The sequence below is a fragment of the Streptococcus oriscaviae genome, from assembly GCF_018137985.1.
GTDB lineage: Bacteria > Bacillota > Bacilli > Lactobacillales > Streptococcaceae > Streptococcus > Streptococcus oriscaviae.
Window position 1 is genome coordinate 1,416,757 of sequence record NZ_CP073084.1, and the last position, 20,103, is coordinate 1,436,859.

At 44.2% G+C, this 20,103-nt stretch carries 20 protein-coding genes and 2 pseudogenes; 19 read left to right on the forward strand and 3 right to left on the reverse strand.

Translation table 11 applies throughout. From position 1 onward, the window contains the following. Positions 1-8 precede the first annotated feature (8 nt). From apf to INT76_RS07350, 4 genes are all read left to right on the forward strand, one after another. A complete protein-coding gene (gene apf, locus INT76_RS07335) occupies positions 9-614 on the forward strand; it encodes an aggregation-promoting factor (RefSeq protein ID WP_212569820.1) in 606 nt (201 codons plus the stop codon). A 119-nt stretch (positions 615-733) separates the two neighbouring features. After that, positions 734-2,116 (forward strand): HAMP domain-containing sensor histidine kinase, encoded by a 1,383-nt coding sequence (locus tag INT76_RS07340; protein ID WP_212569821.1) that lies wholly within the window; start codon positions 734-736, stop codon positions 2,114-2,116. After that, the gene (locus tag INT76_RS07345) at positions 2,113-2,781 is read left to right on the forward strand and encodes a response regulator transcription factor (RefSeq protein WP_212569822.1); all 669 of its coding nucleotides are present in this window, start codon (positions 2,113-2,115) and stop codon (positions 2,779-2,781) included. The genes INT76_RS07340 and INT76_RS07345 overlap by 4 nt, the downstream gene beginning before the upstream one ends. Positions 2,782-2,901: 120 nt before the next feature. Next, positions 2,902-3,525: a DUF3642 domain-containing protein gene (locus INT76_RS07350; RefSeq protein ID WP_212569823.1), complete on the forward strand. Its 624-nt coding sequence runs from the start codon at positions 2,902-2,904 to the stop codon at positions 3,523-3,525. A 46-nt stretch (positions 3,526-3,571) separates the two neighbouring features. Here the strand turns inward: INT76_RS07350 and sdaAA are convergent, their stop codons facing one another. Both sdaAA and sdaAB read right to left on the reverse strand, forming a co-directional pair. After that, complete coding sequence (sdaAA, locus tag INT76_RS07355; RefSeq protein ID WP_212569824.1) at positions 3,572-4,444, reverse strand: L-serine ammonia-lyase, iron-sulfur-dependent, subunit alpha; 873 nt, start codon at positions 4,442-4,444, stop codon at positions 3,572-3,574. Between the two features lie 12 nt (positions 4,445-4,456). Continuing rightward, positions 4,457-5,128 (reverse strand): L-serine ammonia-lyase, iron-sulfur-dependent subunit beta, encoded by a 672-nt coding sequence (gene sdaAB, locus INT76_RS07360; RefSeq protein ID WP_212569825.1) that lies wholly within the window; start codon positions 5,126-5,128, stop codon positions 4,457-4,459. A gap of 208 nt (positions 5,129-5,336) precedes the next feature. Between sdaAB and mnmA the strand changes: the two genes are divergently transcribed. The 3 genes and pseudogenes from mnmA to INT76_RS07375 all read left to right on the forward strand — a co-directional run. Then, the gene (mnmA, locus tag INT76_RS07365) at positions 5,337-6,461 is read left to right on the forward strand and encodes a tRNA 2-thiouridine(34) synthase MnmA (RefSeq protein ID WP_212569826.1); all 1,125 of its coding nucleotides are present in this window, start codon (positions 5,337-5,339) and stop codon (positions 6,459-6,461) included. A gap of 27 nt (positions 6,462-6,488) precedes the next feature. Next, on the forward strand, positions 6,489-7,121 hold the full coding sequence (locus INT76_RS07370; protein WP_212569827.1) for an RpiB/LacA/LacB family sugar-phosphate isomerase: 633 nt from the start codon (positions 6,489-6,491) through the stop codon (positions 7,119-7,121). Between the two features lie 130 nt (positions 7,122-7,251). Then, a pseudogene (locus INT76_RS07375) lies at positions 7,252-7,368 on the forward strand (NUDIX hydrolase); the annotation flags it as partial. A 140-nt stretch (positions 7,369-7,508) separates the two neighbouring features. Here the strand turns inward: INT76_RS07375 and INT76_RS07380 are convergent. Further along, a complete protein-coding gene (locus tag INT76_RS07380) occupies positions 7,509-7,898 on the reverse strand; it encodes a nuclear transport factor 2 family protein (RefSeq protein WP_002938206.1) in 390 nt (129 codons plus the stop codon). Positions 7,899-8,023: 125 nt separating this feature from the next. Between INT76_RS07380 and INT76_RS07385 the strand changes: the two genes are divergently transcribed. The 12 genes and pseudogenes from INT76_RS07385 to INT76_RS07440 all read left to right on the forward strand — a co-directional run bounded on the left by INT76_RS07385 (position 8,024) and on the right by INT76_RS07440 (position 20,083). Further along, on the forward strand, positions 8,024-8,350 hold the full coding sequence (locus tag INT76_RS07385) for a winged helix-turn-helix transcriptional regulator (protein ID WP_212569828.1): 327 nt from the start codon (positions 8,024-8,026) through the stop codon (positions 8,348-8,350). 140 nt (positions 8,351-8,490) lie between these two features. Beyond that, positions 8,491-8,943 carry an NUDIX hydrolase gene (locus INT76_RS07390; RefSeq protein ID WP_212569829.1) on the forward strand — a complete coding sequence of 151 codons (453 nt, stop codon included), beginning with the start codon at positions 8,491-8,493 and terminating at the stop codon, positions 8,941-8,943. 16 nt (positions 8,944-8,959) lie between these two features. Further along, a complete protein-coding gene (locus tag INT76_RS07395; protein ID WP_212569830.1) occupies positions 8,960-9,403 on the forward strand; it encodes an NUDIX hydrolase in 444 nt (147 codons plus the stop codon). Continuing rightward, positions 9,381-9,842, forward strand: a pseudogene (locus tag INT76_RS07400) (NUDIX hydrolase). Before INT76_RS07395 ends, INT76_RS07400 begins: the two are co-directional and overlap by 23 nt. Continuing rightward, positions 9,839-11,755: a tRNA uridine-5-carboxymethylaminomethyl(34) synthesis enzyme MnmG gene (mnmG, locus tag INT76_RS07405; RefSeq protein WP_212569831.1), complete on the forward strand. Its 1,917-nt coding sequence runs from the start codon at positions 9,839-9,841 to the stop codon at positions 11,753-11,755. The pseudogene INT76_RS07400 and the gene mnmG overlap by 4 nt, the downstream one beginning before the upstream one ends. A 116-nt stretch (positions 11,756-11,871) precedes the next feature. Beyond that, the gene (locus tag INT76_RS07410; protein WP_212569832.1) at positions 11,872-13,839 is read left to right on the forward strand and encodes a DHH family phosphoesterase; all 1,968 of its coding nucleotides are present in this window, start codon (positions 11,872-11,874) and stop codon (positions 13,837-13,839) included. A gap of 9 nt (positions 13,840-13,848) precedes the next feature. Beyond that, positions 13,849-14,301 carry a 50S ribosomal protein L9 gene (gene rplI / locus INT76_RS07415; RefSeq protein WP_212569833.1) on the forward strand — a complete coding sequence of 151 codons (453 nt, stop codon included), beginning with the start codon at positions 13,849-13,851 and terminating at the stop codon, positions 14,299-14,301. Between the two features lie 32 nt (positions 14,302-14,333). Then, a complete protein-coding gene (dnaB, locus tag INT76_RS07420) occupies positions 14,334-15,689 on the forward strand; it encodes a replicative DNA helicase (RefSeq protein ID WP_212569834.1) in 1,356 nt (451 codons plus the stop codon). Between the two features lie 2 nt (positions 15,690-15,691). Then, positions 15,692-15,943, forward strand: a complete 252-nt coding sequence (locus INT76_RS07425; protein WP_002938218.1) for a Veg family protein — start codon at positions 15,692-15,694, stop codon at positions 15,941-15,943. A gap of 332 nt (positions 15,944-16,275) precedes the next feature. Then, the gene (gene rpsD / locus INT76_RS07430; RefSeq protein ID WP_212569835.1) at positions 16,276-16,887 is read left to right on the forward strand and encodes a 30S ribosomal protein S4; all 612 of its coding nucleotides are present in this window, start codon (positions 16,276-16,278) and stop codon (positions 16,885-16,887) included. A 165-nt stretch (positions 16,888-17,052) separates the two neighbouring features. After that, on the forward strand, positions 17,053-18,546 hold the full coding sequence (locus tag INT76_RS07435) for a flavocytochrome c (protein ID WP_212569836.1): 1,494 nt from the start codon (positions 17,053-17,055) through the stop codon (positions 18,544-18,546). Positions 18,547-19,027: 481 nt separating this feature from the next. Further along, positions 19,028-20,083, forward strand: a complete 1,056-nt coding sequence (locus INT76_RS07440) for a hypothetical protein (RefSeq protein WP_212569837.1) — start codon at positions 19,028-19,030, stop codon at positions 20,081-20,083. Positions 20,084-20,103: the final 20 nt, after the last annotated feature.

The window sequence follows — 20,103 nt, forward strand, 5'->3', positions numbered from 1 at the left end:
ATTCAATTATGAAATTTACAACTAAGAATAAAATCAAATCAACCCTTACAACTCTTGTCGCAACTGCATCTATGCTTGCAGCATCTTTGGTTAGTGCCAACACAACAGCCAATACCTATACTGTAAAATCTGGCGACACCTTGTCTCAAATTGCAGAAACACACAAAACAACTGTTGAGAAACTGGCGTCTGTGAATAAAATCAGCAACCCAGACCTCATCTATGTAGGTCAGGTTCTTGATTTGGGTGAAGGAAGTGCTGAAGCCGTTGCTGCTCCAGCCACAGAAGCACCAGCACAAACTGCAGCAGCTGAAACAACAGAAGTTGCAGCAACGACAACAACCACTACCACTGCTACTACAACAGGGGGCTACACTTCAAATCTGAGTGCAGAAGATGCTGCTGCTAAGGAGTGGATTGCTCAGAAAGAATCAGGTGGTAGCTATACCGCTCAAAATGGTATCTACATTGGTCGCTACCAGTTGACCAACACTTACTTGAATGGCGATTATTCAGCTGAGAACCAAGAGCGTGTAGCAGACGCTTACGTTACAAGCCGTTACGGTTCATGGTCAGCAGCTTACCAATTCTGGTTGGCAAACGGTTGGTACTAAGCCGAGGAATGAAATATTAGACGAAAAGATTGGAGTCCCCAATCTTTTTTCTGTTCATTTATCTTTACAAACTTCTTTATTTTATTTATAATGTGAAAAAAATTAGAAATGAAATCACGATGAACTTACAAAAACGCATTTTTCGACTCAACATGTCTATGTTGATTATTTCTTTGGTAGCCATGTTGGGAATCAGTGTCTATGTTGTCAACAACCTTTACCTGCATCGCAGCAGCCAAATGACGTCCAGTCAAAAAACAGCGGCAAGTCAGACCAGTGTGGAACAATTTTCTGGCACAGATTTTGCTGGGTTGGCCAATCAGTTAGCGGCAAATGGAGCCCAGCTCTACATTTCTCACAATGGACAGACAGTCTACTCAACCCTCCAAGAGGATGTGGAGGATGTGACCAATGTTTCCGTTTCGCAGACGACCCATATTTCCTATGTGGAAGATGAGATTGTCATCAGTCGTGAAATGGAAGCAGATGGAAAGTCGTATCGAATCTACGCTTTGATCGAGGATACGGAAGATCAGCAGGAGATAAATGAGTTTCAATCCTTCCTTCTTCAAATCGCTGTAATCGGCGGTGTCAGCATTTTGCTGATTGTTGGCATCAATTTTATCTTTACTAAGCGAATTCTCAAGGTTATCCTGCTCCCCTTGGATGAATTGCATCGAGGAGTTGAGCGAATCCAAGATGGGAACTACCAGACCCCAATCCACTATCAGGGAGATAGGGAGTTTGAGGATTTAACTCAGGGCTTCAATCAAATGCAGAAGAGCCTATTGGAAACGAAAGAGCAAAATGAGCGTTATGAGCAGAATCGGACTCAGATGGTAGCTGACATTTCCCATGATTTGCGGACTCCGCTAACCTCTATCAAAGGCTATGCTAAGGGAATTTTAGATGGCGTGGCCAATACAGAGGAGAAGAAAAAGCAATACTTGTCCATTATCTACCAAAAGTCGCAGGTTATGGAAAAGTTATTGGAAAAACTCTTTGTTTTTTCTCAGCTGGAAACGGACAAACTGCCTTTTGACTGTCGGAATGTGGAATTGAGAACAGTTTTGCAAGAATATGTTGCAGAAAAAGAGGCGGAGCTGGCTGATGAAAAAATTCGTTTTGAGGTCAATCTGCCTGAAGAACTTCCAACCAGTGTTGATTTGGTTCAATTTCGCAGAATATTGGATAACTTGGTGGACAATGCCCGCAAATACGCCAATGTGGAACAGTTGGTTCTGACTATTGAAGGATGGACAAGGGATAATCAGGTTATCTGGACTTTTGCCGACAATGGACATGGAGTAGAGGCGGATAAGTTGCCTGCCTTGTTTGATGAATTTTACCGAGTGGATCAGGCGCGGCAACAGGTTGACGGCCACGGACTGGGTTTGTCTATTATCAAAAATATCATGACCCGTCTGGGCGGTAGTGTAGAAGTTGCAAACCAAGGCGGTCTACGCTTTACCTTTTTCCTGCCTAGAAAGGATGCAAGATGACACGGATACTTATTGCAGAAGATGATTTGGAAATTGCTTACTTGGAGCGTGATTATTTGGAAATGCAGGGCTATCAGGTAGATGTCCTCCATGACGGTGGCTTGGTAGAAAGTCAGCTTCAAAAGGAGGATTATCAGCTCCTCATTCTGGATGTCATGCTGCCTAATAAAACAGGCTACGATATTTGCCGCGATGTGCGCGATCAGGTGGATTTTCCAATCCTTATGGTCACCTCCAAGCAGGAAACGATGGATGTGGTACGAGGACTCGGTTTGGGTGCAGATGACTATATCAGCAAGCCGTTTGACCCGATGGAGCTGGTGGCGCGTGTTAAAGCGCATCTATCTCGCTACCAACGTTTTCACAAGCCGGTGAACAAGGAAGAGCTGACGGTCGGAAATCTGACCATTTATCTGGAGAACTGGAAGGTCGAAAAGGATGGAAAAGAAATCAAACTTCCCAATCGCGAGTTTGAGCTTTTGGTCTACCTAGCCAAGCACCCCAACCGCGTCTTTTCAAAAGAACATCTTTTTGAAGCGATATGGGGATATGATTATGTGGGAGATAGTGCGACTGTTACAGTTCATGTCAATCGCCTTAGGGATAAACTGGGTGCAGACCTGATTGAAACGGTTTGGGGAGCAGGTTATCGTTTAACTGTTTAGAATTGTTTAGAAATTGTTTAGAAGTTCTACCTAAAGAGTTCATATTTGGAGTCTATAATTAAATTATCAACAGGAGAGCTGTTGAAATAATAGACAAAATAAAATTAAGAGGAAAGAATCATGGAAAACAATCACAAACAAGAAATTATTGATGTGCAAGACGGAACTGGAAAAAAAGAAGGTTTTTGGCAAAAGATCAAAAGCAAGATCAATGGTATGAGTAAGACTCAAGTTATCTTGGCAGCGGTTGCTATCGTTCTTGTTTCCAATATCGCTATTATGGGGGCTAGCGCCTTGATGGATCGTCATGATGATTTGGATGACCGTTTGGAGCAGCAACTTGGATACGACGTTGATGATGATGATCAAGTCGTGGTTTCCCAAAACAATACAAGCAATTCAAGCACAACGACGACTGCTAATCAGACAGCCACTGCGGCGAGCCAAGCGGCAGCAGCATACGGCATTGCCTTGGTGGAAACGTCTGAACTGGATGGTACTTATACCGCAACCATTTTCAACGAAACCTATACCTTGACTGTCAAGGGAAATCAAGCAACCTTGCAAGAGTTAGAGGCAGATGGAGAACAAGACATTGAGCAAGTTATCTTTGATTTGGATAAAAAAATTGCCTACGTTGATGGCGAGGCAGAAACCTATACGTTTGATGGCAAGACATTGGTATTGACAGAGGTTGACAACGATCTCTTCGATAAAGATACGATTACCTTTACAAAACAATAAGAAAAGGAGCGGACGCTCCTTTTTAGTTTCTTTACACCCTTGTCAACTATTCTCCAAAGATTTCCTGGGCTAACCGGCGACCAGTAGGGGTTGTTGCTAGACCGCCCTCAGCTGTTTCACGAAAGGCGGTTGGAAGGCTGGAGCCAACCTGATACATGGCGTTGATAACCTCGTCAACTGGGATTTTAGACTCGATACCTGCGAGAGCCATATCTGCTGCAACAAGAGCATAACTGGCTCCCATTGCATTGCGTTTGACGCAAGGAACCTCGACTAGCCCTGCAACTGGGTCGCAAATCAAACCGAGCATATTTTTGATTACGAAACAGATTGCTTGGCTGGCCTGATAAGGACTTCCGCCTGCTGCCAGAGTCAAAGCGGCGGCGGACATGGCTGCAGCAGAACCAACCTCGGCCTGACATCCTCCTTCTGCACCAGAGATAGAAGCGTTGTTGGCAATGACTAAGCCAAAAGCACCAGCAGCAAAGAGGAAATCAAGCTGATCTTGTTCAGTCAGTTGTAACTTCTCACTGGCAACACCTAAGACAGCTGGCAAACAGCCTGCGGATCCTGCGGTTGGAGTTGCACAGACAAGCCCCATCTTGGCATTGAGTTCATTGACAGCGATGGCATTGCGAGCGGCAGACAAGATTGTTCGATCGGACAGGGTTTTTCCAGTGGCAATATAACGGTCTAACTTAGCAGCATCACCGCCAGTTAGTCCGGATACAGACTTGCTCTCAGAAAGTCCATCTACGATAGAGGATTTCATGACTGTCAAGTTTCTTGACATGAGTGTCAAGATTTCCTCGCGACTACGACCGGTTAATTCAATCTCGGTTTCTATCATTAGCTGAGCAACGTTGCCACCGCAACGCTCGGTGGCTTGTTGGACCAATTCTTCTATGGTATAAAACATCGTTTTCTCTTTCTAGTTGAAGAAGTTGACATTGTGCAAGTGCGGGATTTTCTCAATCTCGGCGATTGAATTTTCACACTGACGGGCGTCAACTTCGATAATCATGATGGCTTTTTCACCGGCTTTTTCACGGGTGACGTTCATCTGAGCAATATTGATGTTGTACTTGGATAGGACATCGGTTACTTTAGCAATCATTCCAGGAACATCCTGATGGACGATGATGATGGTTGGGGTATTCATGTTGAGGTTGACAGAGAATCCATTCAGTTCAGTAACCTGGATATTTCCGCCACCGATGGACACACCTGTTGCAGAAATAGACTTGCGGTCGTTTTTGATGATAATCCGTGTCGTATTTGGATGCGGTGTATTGCTGTCTTTGTTGACACGCCAGTAAACCTTAATTCCTTCCTGCCGAGCGAGTTCAAGTGAGTCAGGGATACGCGGGTCATCTGTGTCCATGCCCAAAATGCCAGCAACGAGGGCAACGTCTGTTCCGTGCCCTCGGTAGGTTTTGGCAAAGGAATTGAAGAGTTGAAATTCCACTTCGGTTGGTTTTTCGCCGAAGATAGATGATACAATTTTTCCGATGCGAACTGCTCCAGCTGTGTGGCTAGAGGAAGGTCCAATCATAACAGGCCCAATAATATCAAAGACCGATTGAAATTTTAAATTTTTCATGGGTTTCCTCAGAATCTTTCTTGTCTTTATTATAACAAAAATTTGAAGAGAAGATGATAAAGACAGGCACTATCTTTTACCGGTGTCTTTCATGCAATATTTAGGGCTCTGTGGTATAATACAAGATGTTCAAAATCGACCTTCAATCGACTTTTGGAAACGGCGACCTTCAAATCGTACGTTAAAAACGAAAAGATGGGAGAAAACTATGTCAATTGACAACTCTAAAACTCGTGTCGTTGTCGGTATGAGTGGCGGTGTGGATTCATCGGTTACGGCTCTCTTGCTCAAGGAGCAGGGCTACGATGTGATCGGCATCTTCATGAAAAACTGGGACGACACGGACGAAAATGGCTTCTGTACAGCAACAGAAGACTACAAAGATGTGGCTGCGGTAGCAGACCAAATCGGAATTCCTTACTACTCTGTCAACTTTGAAAAAGAGTATTGGGATCGGGTCTTTGAATACTTCCTAGCAGAGTATCGGGCAGGTCGCACACCCAATCCAGATGTCATGTGTAACAAGGAAATCAAGTTCAAGGCTTTCTTGGATTACGCTATGAACTTGGGTGCGGACTATGTGGCGACAGGTCACTACGCTCAGGTATCACGCGACGAGGACGGCACCGTCCATATGTTACGTGGGGCAGACAATGGCAAGGACCAGACCTACTTCCTCAGTCAACTCTCACAGGAACAGCTGCAGAAAACCATGTTTCCACTCGGCCATTTACAAAAGTCTCAGGTGAGGGAAATAGCAGAGCGAGCAGGCTTGGCGACAGCTAAGAAGAAAGACTCGACAGGTATCTGCTTTATCGGTGAAAAGAACTTCAAAGAATTTTTAGGGCAGTATCTGCCAGCCCAGCCCGGTCGGATGATGACGGTTGACGGTCGTGACATGGGAGAGCATACAGGCCTTATGTACTATACTATCGGCCAGCGGGGCGGGCTTGGTATCGGCGGACAAATAGGTGGGGATAATGAGCCTTGGTTTGTTGTCGGAAAAGACCTGTCGAAAAATATCCTCTATGTCGGTCAAGGCTTCTATCATGAGTCCTTGATGTCAACTTCTTTACAGGCTAGTCAAGTGCACTTTACACGTGATATGCCTGAAGAATTCACACTTGAGTGTACAGCTAAGTTCCGCTACCGTCAACCAGATAGTCAAGTGACTGTCAAGGTGAGAGGTGACAAGGCAGAAGTCATCTTTGCAGAGCCACAACGGGCTATCACACCAGGACAAGCCGTTGTTTTCTACGACGGTCAAGAGTGTCTGGGAGGCGGCATGATTGATATGGCTTATAAAGATGGAGAGGCTTGTCAGTATATCTAGTTGACAGAGATGTCAAGGAGGGGGAGAATGCGTGTTGTAGTTATTCAAGCTAGTACAAGAACTGAAATCAACCAGCTCTTGTTTGACACAGTTTGTGAGGTAGTGGATGGACACCATGATGTTGTTAATCTAGGCGTGTTTCCAGAAGAAATAGAAAACTACACCTATGTGGAAGTTGCTGTTATGGTTAGTCTGTTGATTGAAACAAATGCAGCTGACTTTATTGTAACGGGCTGTTCTTCTGGTCAAGGAATGATGATGGCTTGCAATAGTTTGCCAGGTTTACGTTGTGGATTTGTTCAAACGCCTCAGGATGCCTATCTATTTGGTCGGATTAACAACGGTAATGTAGTTTCTTTGCCACTAGGCTTAAATTTTGGTTGGTCTGGCGAGTTGAATTTGCGATATACCTTGGAAAAACTATTTGATGGAGACTTTAATACAGGCTATCCAGTTCAAGATGCTGAACGTAAAAAGAAAGAAGCAACTGAGTTAGTGCAACTTCATCAGTTGACAACACGCTCTTTTTTGGAAATTTTACCACACTTTGATAAACATCTATTGACTAAAATTTTAAGTCGAAAAATATTTGTTGACTACATTTATCAAAACGGGAAGAATAAGCTCCTTTTAGAAAAGTTAACAGCTTATAAGGTTTGAACTTTAGAAGCAGATTTGATACAATATTTCTAACAAGAACTGTGATGGTCAAAGCTCATGGGAATTGTAGGCTTTTTTGTCCTGCAATTTTCGAGAGTTTTGGCTATTTTTTGTGAGATTAGGAGGAAGCATGCCTGTCAAACTGATTGCCCATGTCTTACTGACTGTTGCAGACAGTCACTTGATTATTCAGCGTTCGCAGATTAAGCGTGGAGAATCGAACGTATTTCCGCAACATTGGGATATTTTAGCGATCCTCCCTCTTCATATTAACTAGTATTCCTATCTCTATTATACTACTTTACATATGAAAAAGCCGTTAGAAATACAATTCTAACGACTTTGTCTTCAGTCTGAGCTTAGCACCCTCGTGCTGAGCTTTTTATCTTATCCCCAGAAAGCATCTTCGGCGGTTTGGTCGGCTGAGAAGAGCCAAACTTCCTTGATTTTGCCATCTTCCATACGGAAAAGATCGATGCCATTCATGTTTAGTTCTTCACCATCTGTTCTAGTACCGAGGAATGTTACGTTAGCGGCAACAAGAGTATCATTATCTGACACCCAGTTTGTCACTACTTTGAAAGTTCCATTTGTTTTTTCGGCGAAAGTTGCTAGATGTGCTCCGAGTACTTCTTTACCAATTTTAGCACCAGATGTTGAATGATTTCCGGGTTGATGCCAGATAATGTCATCTGCCATAGTTTCAAAAAGAGCTGCAAAATCACCAGCGATGAGAGCATTGTTATAGGCATTAAAAATTTCCAAGTTTGTTGACATTTGATGTCCTCCAATTTTTTTGATATAGTACAATTATAGTCCAATCAATCAATTATGCAAGTAGGTACTTTTGCATTTGTTGGTATCAAAAGTGATACTATTGTGATAAATAAAGGAGAATTTTTTTGAAAAAAGTTAGTGAATATGGTATTTGTCCTTTTGCAACAACGCAAAAAGTCTTGACTGGTAAGTGGGGATTGGTGATTATCCACCAACTCAGTACAGGAACGAAACGTTTCAATGAACTACAGCGACTGATTCCAGGTATTACTCAAACCATGTTAACAAGGCACCTTAGACAATTGGAGGAGGATCGCATTATTAGTCGCACGGTCTATGCAGAAGTCCCCCCTCGTGTAGAGTACAGCTTGACTGAAATGGGTGAAAAATTTCGTTTGGTGCTGGATGCTGTTGAGGCTTGGGGCTTAGAATATATTGAAACGTTAGCGTAACACTAGATTTGAAATTCTACAAATCTTTTGATAGAATAAGAGTAACAATCATCATGATGGTCAAAGCTCATGGGAATTGTAGGCTTTTTTAGCGTACAATTTTCGAGAGTTTTGGCTATTTTTGCTATTGAGGAGAGAAGATGGACTTTCGTACAGTGGTCGGCAATCAAATTTTCGGTGTTCGTACGACGGGATTGTTAGTAAAAAATGAGAAACTGTTTCTTGTAAAAGCACCGGAGGGGAACTACTACACCTTGGGCGGAGCCATTCAGCTTGATGAAACGACTGAGGAAGCTGTGCAACGGGAAATGCGAGAAGAAATCGGAATTGATGTGGAGGTTGGACCACTAGCATTTATCGTTGAAAATCAGTTCACCTTGCAGGAGAAATCCTATCATCAGATTGAATTTCTCTATATAGTTACCCCACTGTCTAATCCAGCTACCAATCTGGAAGAAGGGAATTCTGTTCGCCAGTGTGAATGGGTTGCTTTTGCGGACTTAGAGAAACTGGATCTCAACCCAGCCTTTCTTAAGACCGAGCTAGCCAACTGGGACGGACAGCTAAAGCATTTTATGAACAAAGACAACTAAAGTAGCGGAGGAAACCATGCCTGTTAAATTGATTGCCCATGTCTTGCTGACTGTTGCAGACAGTCACTTGATGATTCAGCGTTCGCAGATTAAGCGTGGAGAGCCGAATGTATTTCCGCAGCATTGGGATATTCCAGGGGGGCGTGTTGAGGAGAATGAATTGCCTCGTGATGCTGCTGTTCGAGAATGCTATGAAGAAACAGGCATTTTGATAGCTAAGGAAAATCTGACCATTATCCATGAAGATAGTCAGTTTGATGAAGAGAAACAGACGGTGTTTACAAGGCTGGTCTATGAAGTAACACTTCCTGAACAGCCGAAAACAATCTTTCTTGACCCAGAAGAGCATACTGACTTTCTATGGTTAACCTATAACAATGAAAACAAGAGCAACTTAGTTCCATATCTAGAAGAGATTTTAGAAAAGAGAAGGATGAATGGATTTCAGAACCAAAGTTGACAACCAAATTTTTGGTGTTCGGGCGACTGCATTGATTATAAAGGATGGGAAGATTTTCCTGACCAAAGATAATAAGGGCCGTTATTATACCATTGGTGGTGCTATTGCGGTCAATGAGGTGGCGGCAGATGCGGTTGTTTGAGAAGTCAAAGAAGAATTAGGGGTTGACAGTCGTGTCAATCAACTGGCTTTTGTTGTCGAAAATCAATTTACACAGGAAGGTATACACTTTCACAACATCGAGTTTCATTTTGTCGTTGAGCCTATTGGAGAAATGCCTGATGAAATGATAGAAGGCAAGTTGAAGCAACCTTGTGAATGGATAGACGTTGACAAACTTGTCAACCTAGATGTCGTACCAGCTTTCCTGGCAGAGGAATTGCCAAACTGGAACGGGCAAATCAAACAGATTATGAATTTGAAGGAGAAAACAACATGACACACACATTTGCAGAAAACTATGATGTCATCGTGATTGGTGCGGGGCATGCTGGTGTAGAAGCTGGTTTGGCAACCAGTCGCATGGGCTGTAAGACCTTGCTTGCGACCATTAACTTGGATATGGTGGCTTTTATGCCGTGCAACCCTTCCATCGGTGGCTCTGCTAAGGGGATTGTGGTACGAGAAATCGATGCCCTGGGTGGCGAAATGGGCCGCAATATTGACAAGACCTATATCCAGATGAAAATGCTCAATATGGGCAAAGGTCCAGCTGTTCGTGCCTTGCGGGCTCAGGCGGATAAAGCAGAGTATGCAGCGGAGATGAAACGGACGGTGGAGCGTCAGGAAAATCTGACCCTACGTCAAACGATGATTGATGAGATTTTGGTGGAGGATGGCAAGGTTATCGGTGTCCGCACGGCTACCAACCAGAAATTCTCAGCCAAGGCAGTTGTGGTGACGACGGGTACAGCCTTGCGTGGTGAGATTATCATCGGGGACCTCAAATATTCGTCAGGGCCTAACAACAGCTTAGCTTCCATCACGCTGGCAGATAATTTAAAAGAGCTAGGTCTAGAAATCGGTCGGTTTAAGACAGGAACGCCACCGCGTGTCAATGCTCGTACCATTAACTACGACGAAACCGAGATTCAACCAGGAGATGAAAAACCAAACCATTTTTCATTCTTGTCCAGGGATGAGGATTACTTGCAGGACCAGATTCCTTGCTGGCTGACCTATACCAATGCGACCAGCCATGAAATTATCAACAGCAACCTTCATCGGGCACCTATGTTTTCGGGCATTGTCAAAGGGATTGGTCCACGTTATTGTCCGTCTATTGAGGACAAGATTGTTCGTTTTGCGGATAAGGAACGCCACCAGCTTTTCCTAGAGCCAGAAGGCCGTAATACCGACGAAATCTATGTTCAAGGGTTGTCAACCAGTCTACCAGAAGATGTGCAGAAGGACTTGATTCACTCCATCAAAGGTTTGGAAAATGCTCAGATGATGCGGACAGGCTATGCTATTGAGTACGATATGGTCATGCCTCACCAGTTGCGGGCAACACTGGAAACCAAGAAGATTTCTGGGCTCTTTACAGCAGGTCAAACCAACGGAACGTCGGGTTATGAAGAAGCGGCTGGTCAGGGGATTATCGCTGGTATCAATGCGGCCCTCAAGGTGCAGGGCAAACCTGAGTTGATTTTGAAACGAAGCGACGGCTATATCGGGGTTATGATTGATGACTTGGTGACCAAGGGAACGGTGGAGCCTTACCGCCTCTTGACCAGTCGGGCAGAATACCGCTTGATTTTGCGTCATGACAACGCGGATATGCGTCTGACGGAAATCGGTCGTCAGGTGGGCTTGGTGGATGATGAACGCTGGCAGGTCTTCCAAATCCACAAAAACCAGTTTGACAATGAGATGAAACGCTTGGAGTCTATCAAACTCAAGCCAGTTAAGGAAACCAACGAAAAGGTTGTTGCCATGGGCTTTAAACCACTAACAGATGCTCTGACTGCCAAAGAGTTTATGCGTCGTCCAGATGTGACCTATGCGGATGTGGTAGCCTTCGTTGGTCCTGCGGCAGAGGAATTGGATGCTAAAACCATTGAATTGATTGAAACGGAAGTCAAGTACGAGGGGTACATTGCCAAGGCCTTGGAGCAGGTAGAGAAGATGAAGCGCATGGAAGAAAAGCGCATTCCAGCGGACATTGACTGGGATGACATTGACTCCATTGCGACCGAGGCGCGTCAGAAGTTCAAATTGATTTCTCCGGAAACCATTGGTCAGGCCAGTCGGATTTCAGGTGTCAATCCTGCTGATGTTTCGATCCTGATGGTGTATTTGGAAGGTCGGAGTCGGTCTATTTCCAAGAACAAAGAAAAGGGCAGTCTGTAAAGACTGTCTGTTTGTCAATACTTGCTATATTTCAGCTGTGTGTCAAATGCTTTAAAATCAGATGAAAACTAGCTTTTTAGCTGGTTTTGTGGTACAATGGCAGGCAGAGGTTAGTGATGAAAAAATTTCGATTTGCAACAATTCACTTTGTGATGATTGGTCTTATTTTATTTGGACTATTGACCGCAATCAATAGTCTCTTTCCTGCGCCAACCATCTCATTTTTGGCACTTTTTATAGCCTTATTGTTGCTGGTATTATTGTTTGTTTATCAAAAGTGTTCCTACGAAATTGACGAGTTGGAGCAGATTGAGTACCTAAATGCGCAAGCCAACTCTGGTTTGATGAAGCTCTTGGACAAGATGCCAATAGGCGTCATTAAGGTGGCACCGGAAACCAATCAGGTGGAATGGTTCAACCCCTATGCTGAACTGATTTTTGCTCAAGAAAACGGTGATTTTGACCAGAAGAAACTGCGAGAAATTATTGATGTTGGTTTGGATGAAGACCGGATTTATGCGGATTTTTCTGGCCAACGCTATGCCGTTCATGTTGATTTTGAACAGGGGCTTTTTTACTTTTTCGATGCTTCTACTGAGTACAAGGCTACGACGAATTTGATTGGTAGCCGGCCGGTTATTGGGATTATCTCTGTCGATAATTATGATGAACTAGAAGATAGTCTGACAGATTCTCAGATTAGTCAGGTCAATTCCTTCTTGGCTCAATTTGTATCTGATTTTGCCCATGAAAATGGAATTTACTACCGCCGTGGTACGATGGATCGCTTCTATTTCTTCACGGATTATGCGGTCTTAGAGCGATTGATTGACGGCAAGTTTTCAATGATTGACAAGTTTCGTGAAGAGGCTAAAAATCTGGACTTGGCTTTGACCTTGAGTATGGGCTTGGCTTTTGGCAATGATAATCACCAGCAGATTGGTCAGGTGGCGCTGCAAAACCTGAACATGGCAGAGGTGCGCGGCGGTGATCAGGTCGTGGTCAAAGAAAATGATGAAAGCAAGCCTCCGCTCTTCTTTGGTGGCGGGTCTGCTTCTTCTGTCAAGCGAACTCGGACACGCACGCGAGCGATGATGACGGCGGTGTCAGATAAGCTGCGTTCAGTTGATACGGTCTTTGTGGTTGGACACCGAAATCTGGATATGGATGCCTTGGGTTCTGCGGTGGGGATGCAGCATTTTGCTCAAAATGTTATGAACAATGCCTATACAGTCTATCAGGAAAATGAGTCTTCCTCAGACGTTGTTCGGGCCATTAACAAACTTAAAGAGGAGAATTGCTCCAACCTTCTGACAGTTGAAGAAGCCATGAAGAAGGTAACAGCTCAATCCTTGCTGATTATGGTGGATCATTCCAAGATAGGCTTAACCTTGTCGAAGGACTTCTACAATTTGTTTGAGCAGGTGGTTGTGATTGACCACCATCGTAGAGATACAGATTTTCCTGCTAATGCGGTGCTGACCTATATTGAAAGTGGCGCAAGTTCTGCAAGTGAGTTGGTGACAGAACTAATTCAGTTCCAAAATGACAAACACCACAAACTTAATCGGCTGCAAGCCAGCCTGCTTATGGCGGGGATTATGCTAGATACCAAGAACTTTACTTCGCGCGTGACCAGTCGGACTTTTGATGTGGCGAGTTATCTGCGAACCAGAGGCAGTGATAGTTTGGAAATTAAGCATTTGGCGGCAACTGATTTTGAGGATTACCGTCAAATCAATGAATTGATCCTGAGAGGAAGAAAAATAGATGATCATATCATTCTGGCCTGTGGTGAGGATGATGTGGCCTATGATACTGTCATTCCAAGTAAGGCGGCTGATACCCTGCTGGAGATGGCAGGTATTGAGGCAGTCTTTGTGGTGACTCGTAACTTGAAGGACTATGTTGCTATCTCGGCTCGAAGCCGCAGTAAAATCAATGTCCAGCGGATAATGGAAGAAATGGGCGGCGGTGGTCATTTCAATCAGGCAGCAGCTCAGATTTATGACCAGAGCTTGGAAGATGTTCAAGAAAGTTTGCGAGAGAAGATTCAGGAAGAACTGAATGAAAAGGAAGAATAGGAGAAGAACATGAAAGTCATTTTTTTAACAGACGTAAAGGGAAAAGGTAAAAAAGGTGAAATCAAGGAAGTGCCAACTGGCTATGCACAAAACTTCCTGATTAAGAAACAGCTTGCCAAAGAAGCCACCAACCAAGCCATCAGTGAGTTGCGCGGCCAGCAAAAATCACAAGAGAAAGCCCATGCGGAGATGGTAGCGGAAGCTCAAGCCATCAAGGCAAAGTTGGCCGAAGAAGCTACCTTGGTTCAGTTTGTTGAGAAGGTTGGGCCAGACGGTCGGACATTCGGCTCTATTACCAGCAAGAAAATTGCAGAGGAGTTGCAAAAACAATTCGGTATCAAGATTGACAAGCGCCACATTCAGTTGGAACATCCAATTCGTGCGGTGGGCCTAATTGATGTGCCAGTAAAACTCTATCAAGATGTTACAGGTGTTATCAACTTGAGCATAAAAGAGGCTTAGGGTGAAAAAAGAAGGGATAGGAGGTGAAAATTTTGGCAGAACTGGATGAATTACGGGTTCAGCCTCAGGACATTTTGGCGGAACAGTCGGTCTTGGGGGCCATTTTCATCGATGAGGGAAAACTAGTCTTCGTCCGTGAGTACATTGATGCGGATGACTTTTTCAAATATGCCCATAAGCTGATTTTTAAGGCAATGATTGCCCTGTCGGATCGCAACGAAGCCATCGATGCGACGACCATGCGCAATTATTTGGCCAATCACGGAGATTTAGAAAATATCGGTGGCCTCACCTATCTGGCTGAGGTCATTAGCTCGGTTCCGACTTCGGCCAATGCGGAGTACTATGCCAAGATTGTTGCAGAAAAATCCAATCTGCGGAAGCTGATCGCCCGGTTGACCGATTCGATTAACCAGGCCTATGAAGGCTCTGACCAATCGGACGATATTATTGCCCAGGCTGAGAAGGCCTTGATTGATGTCAGCGAGGGTGCTAGCCGCAGCGGTTTTAAAAAGATTGATGATATTCTTAATATCAACTTCGAGAACTTGGAGATTCGTTCTCGTCAGACTTCGGATATCACAGGGATTGCGACTGGTTATCCGGCACTCGATGCGATGACAACGGGTCTGCACGAAGAAGAATTGATCATCTTAGCAGCCCGTCCTGCGGTCGGAAAAACGGCCTTCGCCCTCAATATTGCTCAGAATATCGGAACCAAGTTGGGGTTGACCGTGGCTATCTTCTCTTTGGAGATGGGTGCAGAAAGTTTGGTAGACCGGATGCTGGCCTCGGAAGGGGTTATCAATTTTCGGTCTATTCGTACCGGTCAGCTGAATGATGAGGAGTGGCAGAAATTGATGATTGCCCAGTCTAATTTAGCTCGGGCTAGCATTTACATCGACGATACTCCGGGGATTAAGATTACCGAAATTCGCTCGCGTTCACGGAAACTAGCGCAGGAAACAGGGAATCTCGGTTTGATTTTGATTGACTATCTTCAGTTGATTACGGGAACAGGCCGGGAGAATCGCCAACAAGAGGTTTCAGAAATTTCCCGCCAGCTTAAAATTTTGGCCAAGGAATTAAAGGTGCCGGTTATTGCTCTCAGCCAGCTTTCCCGTGGGGTCGAACAGCGGCAGGACAAGCGTCCTGTTTTGTCTGATATTCGGGAGTCCGGGTCTATCGAGCAGGATGCGGACATCGTTGCCTTCCTCTACCGTGATGACTACTATGAACGTGGTGAGCAGGAAGATGGCGGCATCCCAAACAATACAGTTGAGGTTATTATCGAAAAAAACCGTTCCGGTGCGCGTGGAACTGTGGAACTCATGTTCCAAAAAGAGTACAATAAGTTTTCAAGTATTTCCAAGAGAGAGGATGGATAAGAATGAGTGACGCATTTACCGATGTAGCAAAAATGAAGCAGATCAAGCAAGATATTAAGGACCACGAAGGACAAATTGTGGAGTTGACCCTGGAAAATGGTCGTAAGCGTGAGAAGAACAAGCAAGGACGTATTGTGGAGGTATATCAATCGCTCTTTATCGTTGAGTTTGAAGATCCGAACAATACCTTTGTCGAATCCTATACCTATTCTGATATTTTGACAGAAAAGATTTTGATTCATTATTTGGACTAATGGGGCTTTACAATAAGACGAATAGCTGTGGAAAGCCACGGCTATTTCTGTTATACTATACAAAAAGAATCGCTTTTATTCTGTAAAGGAACTAGTGTGAGCATCTAATGGCTGACAAGTAGAAATAAGTTGTGAAAAAGGCTTTACAGAGCCTTTTTTTTGTGTTATACTATTCTTCGTGCGAAATAACAGCAGGGCAAAATGAAGCTCGTCAACAGAAGGCCAGCAAGAAGAGTAATCGTTGCTGTTTCGATGAAGGCCTCCTGCACGAATCAGGTTTGCTTAAACCGTTATTTCCTACAAATATTTTTTATTTTAGGAGGACATAACACATGTCACGTTATACAGGACCATCTTGGAAACAAGCACGTCGTCTTGGCTTGTCATTGACAGGCACTGGTAAAGAATTGGCACGCCGCAACTATGTGCCAGGTCAACACGGACCAAACAACCGTTCTAAATTGTCAGAGTACGGTTTGCAGTTGGCTGAGAAACAAAAATTGCGTTTCTCATACGGTTTGGGTGAAAAACAATTCCGTAACTTGTTCGTACAAGCTACTAAAATCAAACAAGGTACCCTTGGTTTCAACTTCATGCTTCTTTTGGAGCGTCGTTTGGACAACGTTGTTTACCGCCTTGGTTTGGCAACTACTCGTCGTCAAGCACGTCAATTCGTAAACCACGGTCACATCCTTGTGGATGGCAAACGCGTAGATATTCCATCATTCCGCGTTGAAGTTGGTCAAGTGATCTCAGTTCGTGAGAAATCTTTGAAAGTTCCAGCTATTCTTGAAGCTGTTGAAGCAACTCTTGGCCGTCCAGCTTTCGTATCATTCGATGCTGAAAAGCTTGAAGGTTCACTCACTCGCTTGCCAGAACGCGATGAAATCAACCCAGAAATCAACGAAGCACTTGTCGTAGAATTCTACAACAAAATGCTCTAAGATCTATATCTGTATTTTCAAGCCAGCCTATTTTGGACTGGTTTTTTGTGCTATCAGAAAGCCTAATAGAATTTGTGAAAAAAACAACAAAAACCGTTGAAAATGTTTTCAGTATAGGATAAAATAGAAACAGATAAACATTATATAACCAAAGGAGGTCTTTATATGAAAAGGAGAAGTTTGTTTTGTTTCTTGTTGGCTTTTGTGGCGGCATTTATCTTAGTGGCCTGCGGTAAGACGGAGACGAAGGAAACAACAACAACGACTGAAGAAGCTGTATCTGGTGCTTCTGAGAAAGTCTATACAGATCCGTCGGAGTTGAAAGATAGCTACGATGTCATCGTTGTGGGTTCAGGCGGTGCTGGGATGTCTGCTGCCATTTCCGCAAAGGACGCTGGTGCTAACGTAGTCGTCTTAGAAAAGATGCCAGTGATTGGCGGAAATACCGCTAAGTCCTCTGCAGGGATGAACGCCTCTCAGACTAAGTTTCAGGAAGCTGAGGGTATCGCAGACTCTAATGATAAATTCTACGAAGAAACCTTAAAAGGTGGTGGAGGAACCAATAATCCAGACTTGTTACGCTATCTAGTGGATAATTCTGCTGGTGCGATTGACTGGCTGGATGGTCTAGGAATCACCCTGAGCAACATCACAACAACAGGAGGTATGAGTGAAAAACGGACTCACCGTCCTGCCGATGGTTCAGCGGTAGGTGGCTATTTGGTTAACGGCCTTTATTATAACTTGGTAGAACGGAAAGTTCCAATTTTTGTCAATGCCGAGGTAACGGATGTTACTGCTAAAGATGGAGCGGTAACAGGAGTGAAAGTGAAGATTGATGGCAAAGAAAAAACGATTTCTGCGAAAGCTGTCGTTCTTGCAACCGGTGGTTTTGGAGCAGACTTAGACATGGTTGCTAAGTTGAATCCAGCATTGGAAGGATATGTAACAACCAACCAGCCGGGCTCCACAGGTGATGGAATCGCCTTGGCTGAAGATGAGGGAGCTGCAACGGTGGACATGGAACAAATCCAAATTCACCCAACAGTTGAGCAAGAGACCTCCTATCTGATTACAGAAGCAGTCCGTGGCGAGGGAGCTATCTTAGTCAATGCCAAGGGAGAACGCTTTGTAAATGAACTAGAAACGCGTGACAAGGTTTCCGCGGCCATCAATGCATTGGAACCAAACTACGCGTATGTTATTTTTGATGATGCCCTGAAAGATCGGGTGAAGGCCATTGCCCAATATGAGTCAAAGGGCTTGGTAACAACTGACGCGACAGTAGCGGATCTGGCTAAAGAGATTGATGTACCAGCAGAAACCCTTCAGGCGACGTTGGATACATGGAATCAGGCAGTGGCAGACAAGAACGATGCAGCCTTTGGCCGGACATCAGGTATGGATCATGCCCTGAACACAGGCTCTTATCACGCCATCAAGGTGGCTCCGGGTGTCCACCATACAATGGGAGGCGTCAAGATCAACACGAATGCAGAAGTTCTGGACACCAACGGACAGGCAATCCCAGGCCTATATGCAGCAGGTGAGGTAACAGGCGGAGTCCACGGTAAGAATCGTATCGGAGGAAATGCAGTGGCGGACATCATTGTTTTCGGTCGCCAGGCGGGAACACAATCAGCTGCGTATGTGAAGTAATGGCGTCGCTTCTGTTTGTGATAGAGTAGCGACATATAAACGAAAAGGTTATCCACAAGTGATGGATAGCCTTTTTATTTGCTTAATAAAAAGCATAAAAACAGATAAAACGTACGGAAAAAACAGATTATTTAGAGAAGGGTTGACATGAAGAAATATGTAGGAAAAGTCGCATTTTTCAAGGGATAACCCTTGTATTTCATAGAAGAAAGATAGAAGTCAAAAACCGATAAATGCGTGCGTTTTCATAAAGATTGTTATATAATAAACGTGCTGAAACATTCTTGTTTTAAAATGGGGGGACCTTCTTAGGATGACATTTTAGAATGGGTTTGTTGCAAGCATTCGGTAGATACTGCCGGAAAATTCAAAAATGGAAGCTCTGTTCTTATCTGTTTGGTTAGGGGAATCGGATAAGAACGGGTCATGTGTTGCCTATTATTGAGATATGGTGATGCATCATTCTAGAAAGGATGGTTTTATGAAAAGGAAAATTGGAGCCTGGTTCCAATTATTAGTGCTCTTGCTTGGGGTATTTCTTCCTAGTTTGACTAGCTACCAAACAACTGTTACGGCGACAGAAGTGACCAGTGAACAGACCACTTCAACGACGACTTCGACAACGGAGACGTCGCAACCAACTGGTCAGACAGAGGCTGCACCGACAGCTAGTGAAGAAAGTACGACAGCAGAGCTGAGTAAGGAGGAGCCGGTAGCGACAAACTCAGAAGAAGCTACTGCGCCAGTAACTGAAGCAGGTAATTCAACAGAAGCTGCGCCTGTTATTGAGCAGAAGGAAGAAGCAGCAGTAGCGGAAACGACTACGCAGTCGTCAGCCACTCAAAAAGGAGTAACCAGTTTCCGGAGTATGCCTCGTAGTGCTGGATTAACTGATTTGACCAACGTTTTAACGGATGTAGTCATTGATGCCACACAGGATGCACAAGGAAATTATGTTGTTCGACCAAATGGTGAGTATGACATTATTTTGAATTTTGCTGAAACGGAGAGTTTACAGCTAAACAACGGGGCGACCTTGTCCTATGCTATTCCGGTAGCTTTTCAAGTTGCCGATGTTGCCAACACGACTTTCGATATTGAGATTAAGGATTCTAACGGAACTGCGACACTCTCTAATAACGTTTTTCGAGTTGTTAACAACGTTGTCTATGTAGAATTTAATCAGGCAGATGCCACAAATTTTGCTCGCCTGTCTGCGATGGCAAACGTTAAGTTTACTGTCCAATTCAAAGGGAAGTTTTCAAGTAATGTGAATGAGGTTACCTTTAACTCTAAGATTCGCAAAACGTTCACCTTTGATCAAACGTCAAGCCTGACCTTGGAAAAAGAGGCGGCTCACGTTAAGGCAGATGGTAAGGTTCAGTACACTCTGAAGGTTACTTCAGAAGGAGATAACAGGAATGTAGTCATCACGGACACCCTCCTTGGTTCAGCCCTGACCCCTAATCAGGATGTGACTGTTACTTCTAACAAAAAAGGCGTTCTCAGTGTTACTCCGAATTACAGCGGTAAGTAGTTTACTATTTCAGGTTTGAA